Below are 8664 nucleotides of genomic sequence, written 5' to 3'. Positions count from 1 at the left end.
AGAACGGAGCCATGGCGCGCTGGCCGTGGTCGCATGATGCGGGTAGTGCCGGCCGCTGGCCGGCATCCGAGATGGTGCCAAAGCCTGTCGACCAAGGTCGACACCCACCAGAACGGAGCCATGGAGCGTTGGCCGTAGTCGCATGATGCGGGTAGTGCCGGCCGCTGGCCGGCATCCGCGACGGTGCCAAAGCGTGTCGACCAAGGTCGACACCTACCCAAACGGAGCCATGGCGCGTTGGCCGTGGTCGCATGATGGGGGTAGTGCCGGCCGCTGGCCGGCATCGACGCTGGTGCCAAAGCGTGTCGACCAGGGTCGACACCCACCAGGGCAGAAGCTGCTACCCGACCTTTGAAGGGCCGGTACGCCAACGGCTGGGCACCAGGCCGAAACGCTTGCGGAAGGCGGCAGCAAAGTTGCTGGGATGGCGATAGCCACTGGCGGCCGCAGCCTGCTCGACGGTCCAGCCGTCTTCGCGCAGGCCCTGTTCGGCGTGGCGCATGCGTTGCTCGTGCAGGTAGTCGAACACCGAGCAACCGTACTGCTGGGCGAAATGGCGGCGCAGCGAGCTCGGGCTCATGCAGGCCAGCTGCGCCAGTTCGAGCAGGCTGTGGGCGTGGCTGGGATCATCGTGCAGGTAGGCGCGCACGCGCTCCAGGCGCTCGCGCTGTCCCGCGCGCAGCGTGCGCACGTGGTCGGTCTGCAGATCCTCGGCCTGCAGGCCGACGGCCAGCAGCTGCAGGGCCACGCCCTCGCGCCACAGCGCATCGATGCCGTCCTGCCAGGGGCTGTCGAACAGCTGGCCCAGCACCGGCAGCAGGGTGTGCGGAATCGCCCAGTGGCGGCACTCCAGGTGGGTGTTGAGCGCAGCATGTAGCTGCGGCAGCTGGAACAGGTCCGGATCGATCTCGGCCGGCACCATCACGCTGACCCCGCGCATGCGCGTCTCGCCTGGGTGTGCGCCGGTCATCTCGACCTGCTCGCGATGGTGCGCGGTCATCGCGGTGCCGGCACGCAGAGTGAAGCCCGCGCGTCGTGGCATGCGGACGTCGACCTGGCCCTGCAGCATTACGCGGATGGCCAGCCCCGGGCTCTGCTGGGCGGTGGCGACGTACGGGAAACGATTATGCACGTCGGACGCGATCAGGCTCATGCCGCCGCGCAGGAACTGCTCGTTGACCTCGCCGTGGCCGGCCCACTGGTCGTCGCGCAGGTGTTCCGGATCGGCGCGGTAATCAAAGCCGTGGCGGTGGCCGAAACGGCGGTAATCGGCAAAAGTGAAGTATCGGGACATTGCTCGGCACGTACGCAGGAGGTGGACGCTGGCTGTGCCTGGCCCATGCGCTCTGCGATGCAGATGCACGTCCGGTGGTGGCCTGTGCAGACCCGCTGCGATGCGGTGGCGACGGCATGCCGGATGGCTGGGGAAACGCCAGATTGGAATGTGTGTGTCGAAGAAACTGGAAACGTTTCCTATTGTCGCCCTGATTCATCTGCATTTGATTTCGAGATGGTCAAAACGATTGATCAATACGGCCAAGTTGATTGCTGCGCAGAACATACGGCGGCGTTTTGCATGCATATCCATACGCAATTCCCTACATCAACTTGAGTTGAGGTTTTATGGGTGGAACGATCGTTCGTGGGCGCACTGTCTGCCGGGTCATCACAGGCAACGTCGTAGCGTGAGGGTTCAACAGCGGCCAGCCGCATCGAAACCCCCACAGATGGAGAATGCAGATGATTGACTACCAGCTCACCGGCAAGACCGCGATCGTGACCGGAGGTGTATCCGGCATCGGCCTGGCGGTCGCACAGACCCTGGCTGCGTCCGGTGCGCGTATTTCGGTCTGGGATCTGAAACAGGACGCGGTGGATGCGACGGTGGCGCAGCTGCAGGGCAGCGGTGCACAGGCGATCGGCATTGCGCTGGACGTGACCGATGATGCCGCCGTCGAGGCAGCGGTGCAGCGCACGGTGAAGGAACTGGGCGGCCTGCATGTGGCGGTCAACAATGCCGGCATCGGTGGACCGGCCGCCAGCAGTGGTGACTATCCGATCGATGGCTGGCAGCGCGTGATCGATGTCAACCTGACCAGCGTATTCCTGTGCCAGCGTGCGCAGATCCAGGCGATGCGTACAGCGGGTTCCGGTGGCAGCATCATCAACATGGCGTCGATCCTGGGCCAGGTGGGCTATGCCGGTTCCACCGCCTATGTCGCGGCCAAGCACGGCGTGGTCGGGCTGACCCAGACCGCTGCCTGGGAGCACGCGGGCGACGGTATCCGTGTCAATGCGGTCGGTCCGGGGTTCATCAGCACGCCGTTGCTGGAGAAGATGGACCCGAAGGTGCGCGCCACGCTGGAAGGGCGGCACGCGTTGAAGCGGCTGGGCACGGCGGAAGAAGTGGCGGCGCTGGTGGCCTGGCTGGCCAGCGACGACGCCTCGTTCGCGACCGCCACCTATTACGCGATCGACGGTGGCTACCTGGCGCAGTGATGCGTTGATCACCGATGGCGCCGGGCGCGGCCGGGCGCCACCGGGTGAACGAGCCGTGGTGCTGCCTTCACCCCCGTCCCACGCTGTGCACGCAACGCTGCCGGAAATACCCGGAGGCGGCGATGGAACTCACCCAGGATGTCTCGATCCTGCTGCGCGTAGGCGCGGCGATGCTGTTTGGTGGCGTGCTCGGCGTCGAGCGCGAAATGGGCAAGCACGCTGCCGGCCTGCGCACGCACATGCTGATTGCTGGCGCCGCTGCGCTGATCGTCGGCCTCGGTGATTCGGTGGCCGAGCACTTCCAGCAGGAGCGCTACCGCGATCTGCTGCAGGTTGATCCGGTGCGACTGATTGAAGCGGTGGTGGCCTGCGTCGGTTTCGTTGCGGCCGGCACCATCCTGCGCGGTTCGCGCGAGGACCAGGTCAGCGGGTTGACCACCGCCAGTTCACTGATCATGGCCGCCGCCATCGGCATTGCCGTGGGCATCGGCAAGTACGTGATCGCGATCGGGGTCAGCGTGCTGTGCGTACTGGTGCTGGCGGTGATGCGGCGGTTGGAGAGGCGGATTTCGTAAGGGAATCTCGAGTTGCCGGCCAGCGGCCGGCACTACCATCAGGGTCTATTTGGTCGGACCAATATGGCGCCTAGCCCTATGGTCTAATAGGCGCTTCGCCGGAGTGACGGTTAAATCCGCCCTGAGTGGCTCGATGATTTTGCTTATTGGTAATACCAATAAGTATCGGCCACGGCGACCCACCGCCTGCGGTGGAGCACATCCCGCCCCCAGTCGAGAGCCTTCATGCAGCCCTGGCAACACCTGTACGACCCCGCCGGCAACCTGTGGTTGTCCAGCCTGATCGCGCTGCTGCCGATCGCGTTCTTCTTCATCGCCCTGGCCGTATTGCGGATGAAGGGCTGGCTCGCCGGCACGATCACCGTGGCCATCGCGCTGGGCGTGGCGCTGCTGTTCTATCGCATGCCGCTGACCCAGGCGTTGGGCGCAGCCGGCTTCGGCTTCGTTTACGGCCTGTGGCCTATCGCCTGGATCATCATCGGCGCGGTGTTCCTGTACAAAGTCTCGGTCAAGACCGGGCAGTTCGACATCATCCGTGCCTCGATCCTGTCGGTCACCGAGGACCAGCGCCTGCAGATGCTGATGGTCGGCTTCGCCTTCGGTGCCTTCCTGGAAGGTGCGGCCGGCTTCGGCGCGCCGGTGGCGATCACCGCGGCGCTGCTGGTCGGGCTGGGCTTCAAGCCGCTGTATGCCGCCGGCCTGTGCCTGATTGTCAACACCGCGCCGGTCGCCTTTGGTGCAATGGGCATTCCGATCATCGTGGCCGGGCAGGTCACCGGCCTGGATGCGTTCGAGATCGGCCAGATGGCTGGGCGCCAGCTGCCGTTCCTTACCATCATCGTGCTGTTCTGGATCATGGCGATCATGGATGGCTGGCGCGGCATCAGGGAAACCTGGCCAGCGGTGCTGGTGGCCGGGGGCTCGTTCGCCATCGCGCAGTACCTGACCTCCAACTTCATTGGCCCGGAACTGCCGGACATCACCGCCTCGCTGGCATCGCTGGTGTGCCTGACCCTGTTCCTGCGTCGCTGGAAGCCGGTGCGGATCTTCCGCTTCGATACCGAAACCAGCGCCGAGGCGGCCGCACAGGCGCTGGAGGCGCCGCGCTACAGCGTCGGCCAGATCGCCAAGGCCTGGTCGCCGTTCCTGATCCTCACCGCGATGGTTACGCTGTGGAGCATCAAGCCGTTCAAGTCGCTGTTCGCGGCGGGCGGCCCGCTGGAGAACTGGGTGCTGAAGATCCCGGTGCCGGGCCTGGACCAGATGGTGCAGAAGATGCCACCGATCGTGGACGCGCCGCTCAGCTACGAGGCGATCTACAAGTTCGACTGGTTCTCGGCCACCGGTACCTCGATCATCCTCGCTGCGGTGATCGCCATCATCGCGCTGCGCATGCCGGCCCGCTCGGCGCTGCAGACCTTCGGTGAGACGGTGCGCGAGCTGCGCATGCCGATCTACTCGATCGGCATGGTGCTGGCCTTCGCCTTCATCGCCAACTACTCGGGGCTGTCGGCCACGCTTGCCCTGGCACTGGCACACACCGGTGATGCGTTCCCGTTCTTCTCGCCGTTCCTTGGCTGGCTGGGGGTGTTCCTGACCGGCTCGGACACTTCGTCCAATGCCTTGTTCTCGGCACTGCAGGCCACCACCGCACAGCAGATCGGCGTGTCCGACGTGCTGCTGGTGGCGGCCAACACCACCGGTGGCGTGACCGGCAAGATGATCTCGCCGCAGTCGATTGCCATTGCCTGCGCCGCAGTGGGGCTGGCCGGCAAGGAATCGGACCTGTTCCGCTTCACCGTCAAGCACAGCCTGATCTTCACCACGATGGTCGGCCTGATCACCCTGGCCCAGGCCTACTGGCTGACCTGGATGATTCCCTGAGCCATGCACGGTCGGCCGACCACCCGCTGCGCGCTTCGGGCCACAATGGCGCCATGAGCACGCAACGTATTTCGGACAAGGTGGCTGCGCAGCTGCGCGGCCTGGTGCAGGAACAGCGGCTGCAGCCGGGTGACCGGCTGCCGGCCGAGCGCGCCCTGGCGGTGCAGCTGGGGGTCTCGCGTACTGCATTGCGCGAGGCGATCGCACAGTTGGCCAGCCAGGGCCTGTTGACGGCGCGGGTCGGTGGCGGCACCTATGTGGCCGAACCGGCGGCGCGGGCGCGGCAGGCACTGGATGAACCGCTGGCGCCGTACCTGCCGCTGTTCCAGGGCGACCCGGAATACCGCTTCGACGTGCTGGAGATCCGCCACGCACTGGAAGGCGCCACCGCCTGGCACGCCGCGCTGCGCGCCACTGACGAGGACCGCACCCGCATCGCGCAGGCGTTCCAGACCATGATGGATGCGCACGGCAAAGACGATCCCACCGGCGAAGCGGAGGCCGACGCGGCCTTCCACCTGTCCATCGCCGAGGCGTCGCACAACCTGGTGCTGCTGCAGGTGATGCGCGGGCTGTTCGAACTGCTGCAGACCAATATCTCGCAGAGCCGCGAGAAGCTCTACACCTCGGCGAGGACCTTCTCGCCACTGTCCGACCAGCACCGCGAGATGATGGACGCGGTGCTGGCCGGCGACCCCGAACGCGCGCGCGCCGCCGCGCATGCCCACCTCGAGTTCGTGCACACCACGCTGCGCACCCTCGATGACAACGAAGCCCGGCGTGCGCGGGCCTCGCGTCTACCTTCCCCACACGGTTGACCCCATGATCATCTCCGCCTCCACCGATTACCGTGCCGCAGCGCAACGCCGGCTGCCGCCGTTCCTGTTCCACTACATCGATGGCGGCGCGTATGCCGAGCACACGCTGAAGCGCAACGTTTCCGACCTGTCCGACATCGCGCTGCGCCAGCGCATCCTGCGCAACATGTCCGACCTGAGCCTGGAAACCGAACTGTTCGGCGAAAAGCTGGCGATGCCGGTGGCGCTGGCGCCGGTTGGCCTGACCGGCATGTATGCCCGGCGCGGCGAAGTGCAGGCGGCGCACGCGGCAGACAGCCGCGGCATCCCGTTCACCCTGTCCACCGTCTCGGTGTGCCCGATCGAGGAAGTGGCACCGGCGATCCAGCGCCCGATGTGGTTCCAGCTGTACGTGCTGCGCGACCGCGGTTTCATGCGCAACGCGCTGGAGCGCGCGCAGGCCGCGGGCGTGACCACGCTGGTGTTCACCGTGGACATGCCGGTACCGGGCGCGCGCTACCGTGACGCACACTCGGGCATGAGCGGACCGAACGCCTCGCTGCGCCGTATCGGCCAGGCCATCACCCATCCGCACTGGGCCTGGGACGTCGGCCTGTTCGGCCGCCCGCATGACCTGGGCAACATCTCCACCTACCGTGGCAACCCGACCGGGCTGGAGGACTACATCGGCTGGCTCGGCAGCAACTTCGATCCCTCCATTTCGTGGAAAGACCTGGAGTGGATCCGCGAATTCTGGAAGGGACCGATGGTGATCAAGGGCATCCTTGATCCGGACGATGCACGTGATGCGGTGAAGTTCGGCGCCGATGGCATCGTGGTCTCCAATCACGGTGGCCGCCAGCTGGACGGCGTGCTGTCCACCGCACGCGCACTGCCGGCCATTGCCGATGCGGTGCAGGGCGACCTGAAGATCCTCGCCGATTCCGGCATCCGCACTGGCCTGGACGTGGTGCGCATGCTGGCGCTGGGGGCCGATACCGTGCTGCTGGGCCGTGCCTTCGTCTATGCACTGGCTGCGCAGGGCGAAGCCGGGGTGGCCAACCTGCTGGACCTGATCGCCAAGGAGATGCGCGTGGCGATGACACTGACCGGTGCGCGCCGCATCGCTGATATCGGCCGCGGTTCGCTGGTCAGCCTGCCATGAGCCACCAGCAGGCGGTGTTGGCGAAGTTGCGCGAAGCGGTCGGCAGCCGCCATGTACTGACCGGTGACAAGGCGACCCGTCGTTTCCGCCGTGGCTACCGCTTCGGCGACGGCCCGGTACTGGCGGTGGTGCGGCCGGGCACGTTGCTGGAACTGTGGCACGTGCTGCAGGCGGCGGTGCAGGGCGGGGCGGCGATCATCCTGCAGGCGGCCAACACCGGCCTGACCGGCGGCTCGACCCCGGATGGCAACGACTACGGGCGTCCGATCGTGCTGGTCAGCACGCTGCGCCTGACCGGCATCCAGTTGTTGAACGACGGCCGGCAGGTGCTGTGCCTGCCGGGCGCGACGCTGGATCGGCTGGAACAGACGCTGGCGCCATTGGGCCGCGAACCGCATTCGGTGATCGGCTCGTCCTGTATCGGCGCCTCGGTGCTGGGCGGGATCTGCAACAACTCCGGTGGCGCGCTGGTGCGTCGCGGCCCGGCCTATACCGAGCTTGCGTTGTACGCGCAGGTCGATGCGCAGGGCCAGCTGCAGCTGGTCAACCATCTGGGCATCGCGTTGGGCGATACGCCCGAGCAGATCCTGCAGCGACTGCAGGAGGGGCGATACAGCGCCGCCGATGTGGGCGATGGAGAGGGCCGCGCCGCCTCCGATCCGCGCTATGCCGAGGAGGTGCGCCGGGTCGATGCCGATACCCCGGCGCGCTTCAATGCCGACCCCAGCCGCCACTTCGAAGCCGCAGGATCTGCCGGCAAGCTGGCCGTGTTCGCGGTGCGCCTGGATACCTTCGAGAAGGAGGCCGCCGAGGTCTTCTACATCGGCAGCAACCGCACCGACAGCCTGACCGCGATCCGACGCCATCTGCTGACCGGCTTCGAGCGCCTGCCGATTGCCGGTGAGTACATCCACCGCGATGCCTATGACATCGGTGAACGCTACGGCAAGGACAGCTTCCTGCTGATCGACCGTCTCGGCACTGCCCGCGTGCCGGCTGCGTTCGCGCTGAAGAGCCGCGTTGATGGCTGGTTCGAACGGTTGGGCCTGCGCGGGGTCACCGACCGGGTGATGCAGGTGCTGACCGGGTTGCTGCCTTCGCACCTGCCCAAGCGCATGGGCGAGTTCCGCCAGCGCTATGAACATCATCTGCTGCTGAAGGTGTCCGCGCAGGACGCAGCGCAGACCGAGGCCTGGTTGAGCGACTTCTTCGCAGGCCATGAAGGCGGCTATTTCCACTGCACGGCAGAGGAGGGCCGGAAGGCGTTCCTGCATCGCTTCGCGGTGGCCGGTGCCGCAGTGCGCTACCGTGAAGTGCACCGCGAGCAGGTGCAGGATATCGTGGCACTGGACATCGCGCTTCGCCGTGACGATGCCGACTGGTTCGAGCAGCTGCCGGCCGACATCGACAACCGCCTGCTGCACAAGCTGTACTACGGCCACTTCCTGTGCCACGTGTTCCACCAGGATTACATCGCGCGCAGGGGCGAAGACCCGTTGGCCATCGAGCATGCGATGTGGGCGCTGCTGGACCAGCGCGGCGCCGAGTACCCGGCCGAGCACAACGTCGGCCACCTGTACCCGGCCAAGCCGGCGCTGGCCGGGTTCTACCGGCAGCTGGACCCGAGCAACACCTTCAACCCGGGTATCGGCCAGACGTCGAAGGCGAAGGGGTGGGGTGGCTGCGATTGCGGCTAGACAACCGATCCGGGTAGCGTCGAGCTTGCTCGACGGCCTCTTTTGCC

The 8664-nt window shown here is 66.4% G+C and carries 7 protein-coding genes; 6 read left to right on the top strand and 1 reads right to left on the bottom strand.

Annotation, left to right across the window (positions count from 1 at the left end; translation table 11 throughout):
* Positions 1-340: 340 nt before the first annotated feature.
* The gene (locus N5C18_RS15705; RefSeq protein ID WP_053450050.1) at positions 341-1294 is read right to left on the bottom strand and encodes an AraC family transcriptional regulator; all 954 of its coding nucleotides are present in this window, start codon (positions 1292-1294) and stop codon (positions 341-343) included.
* 446 nt (positions 1295-1740) lie between these two features.
* Here N5C18_RS15705 and N5C18_RS15700 point away from each other — a divergent pair, with 446 nt between their 5' ends.
* The 6 genes from N5C18_RS15700 to dld all read left to right on the top strand — a co-directional run bounded on the left by N5C18_RS15700 (position 1741) and on the right by dld (position 8617).
* On the top strand, positions 1741-2499 hold the full coding sequence (locus N5C18_RS15700; RefSeq protein WP_279945037.1) for an SDR family NAD(P)-dependent oxidoreductase: 759 nt from the start codon (positions 1741-1743) through the stop codon (positions 2497-2499).
* Positions 2500-2621: 122 nt separating this feature from the next.
* Positions 2622-3074, top strand: coding sequence for an MgtC/SapB family protein (locus tag N5C18_RS15695; RefSeq protein WP_008265586.1), 453 nt, complete (start codon positions 2622-2624; stop codon positions 3072-3074).
* Positions 3075-3299: 225 nt separating this feature from the next.
* A complete protein-coding gene (gene lldP / locus N5C18_RS15690; RefSeq protein ID WP_279945036.1) occupies positions 3300-4958 on the top strand; it encodes an L-lactate permease in 1659 nt (552 codons plus the stop codon).
* A gap of 53 nt (positions 4959-5011) precedes the next feature.
* On the top strand, positions 5012-5776 hold the full coding sequence (gene lldR, locus N5C18_RS15685) for a transcriptional regulator LldR (RefSeq protein ID WP_008264563.1): 765 nt from the start codon (positions 5012-5014) through the stop codon (positions 5774-5776).
* Positions 5777-5780: 4 nt separating this feature from the next.
* On the top strand, positions 5781-6920 hold the full coding sequence (gene lldD, locus N5C18_RS15680) for an FMN-dependent L-lactate dehydrogenase LldD (protein WP_053511736.1): 1140 nt from the start codon (positions 5781-5783) through the stop codon (positions 6918-6920).
* Positions 6917-8617 (top strand): D-lactate dehydrogenase, encoded by a 1701-nt coding sequence (gene dld / locus N5C18_RS15675; protein ID WP_053511735.1) that lies wholly within the window; start codon positions 6917-6919, stop codon positions 8615-8617. The genes lldD and dld overlap by 4 nt, the downstream gene beginning before the upstream one ends.
* Positions 8618-8664 lie beyond the last annotated feature (47 nt).

This window comes from Stenotrophomonas sp. GD03930, from assembly GCF_029839665.1.
Classification (GTDB): domain Bacteria; phylum Pseudomonadota; class Gammaproteobacteria; order Xanthomonadales; family Xanthomonadaceae; genus Stenotrophomonas; species Stenotrophomonas forensis.
The sequence above is the reverse complement of the archived record's forward strand: the minus strand, read 5'-3'. Positions and strand labels throughout refer to the sequence as shown.

What these genes read in the sequence shown, in the direction of transcription:
- N5C18_RS15705 (WP_053450050.1), bottom strand. Translation starts at nt 1,294, where the DNA reads ATGTCCCGATACTTCACTTTTGCCGATTACCGCCGTTTCGGCCACCGC.
- N5C18_RS15700 (WP_279945037.1), top strand. Translation starts at nt 1,741, where the DNA reads ATGATTGACTACCAGCTCACCGGCAAGACCGCGATCGTGACCGGAGGT.
- N5C18_RS15695 (WP_008265586.1), top strand. Translation starts at nt 2,622, where the DNA reads ATGGAACTCACCCAGGATGTCTCGATCCTGCTGCGCGTAGGCGCGGCG.
- lldP (WP_279945036.1), top strand. Translation starts at nt 3,300, where the DNA reads ATGCAGCCCTGGCAACACCTGTACGACCCCGCCGGCAACCTGTGGTTG.
- lldR (WP_008264563.1), top strand. Translation starts at nt 5,012, where the DNA reads ATGAGCACGCAACGTATTTCGGACAAGGTGGCTGCGCAGCTGCGCGGC.
- lldD (WP_053511736.1), top strand. Translation starts at nt 5,781, where the DNA reads ATGATCATCTCCGCCTCCACCGATTACCGTGCCGCAGCGCAACGCCGG.
- dld (WP_053511735.1), top strand. Translation starts at nt 6,917, where the DNA reads ATGAGCCACCAGCAGGCGGTGTTGGCGAAGTTGCGCGAAGCGGTCGGC.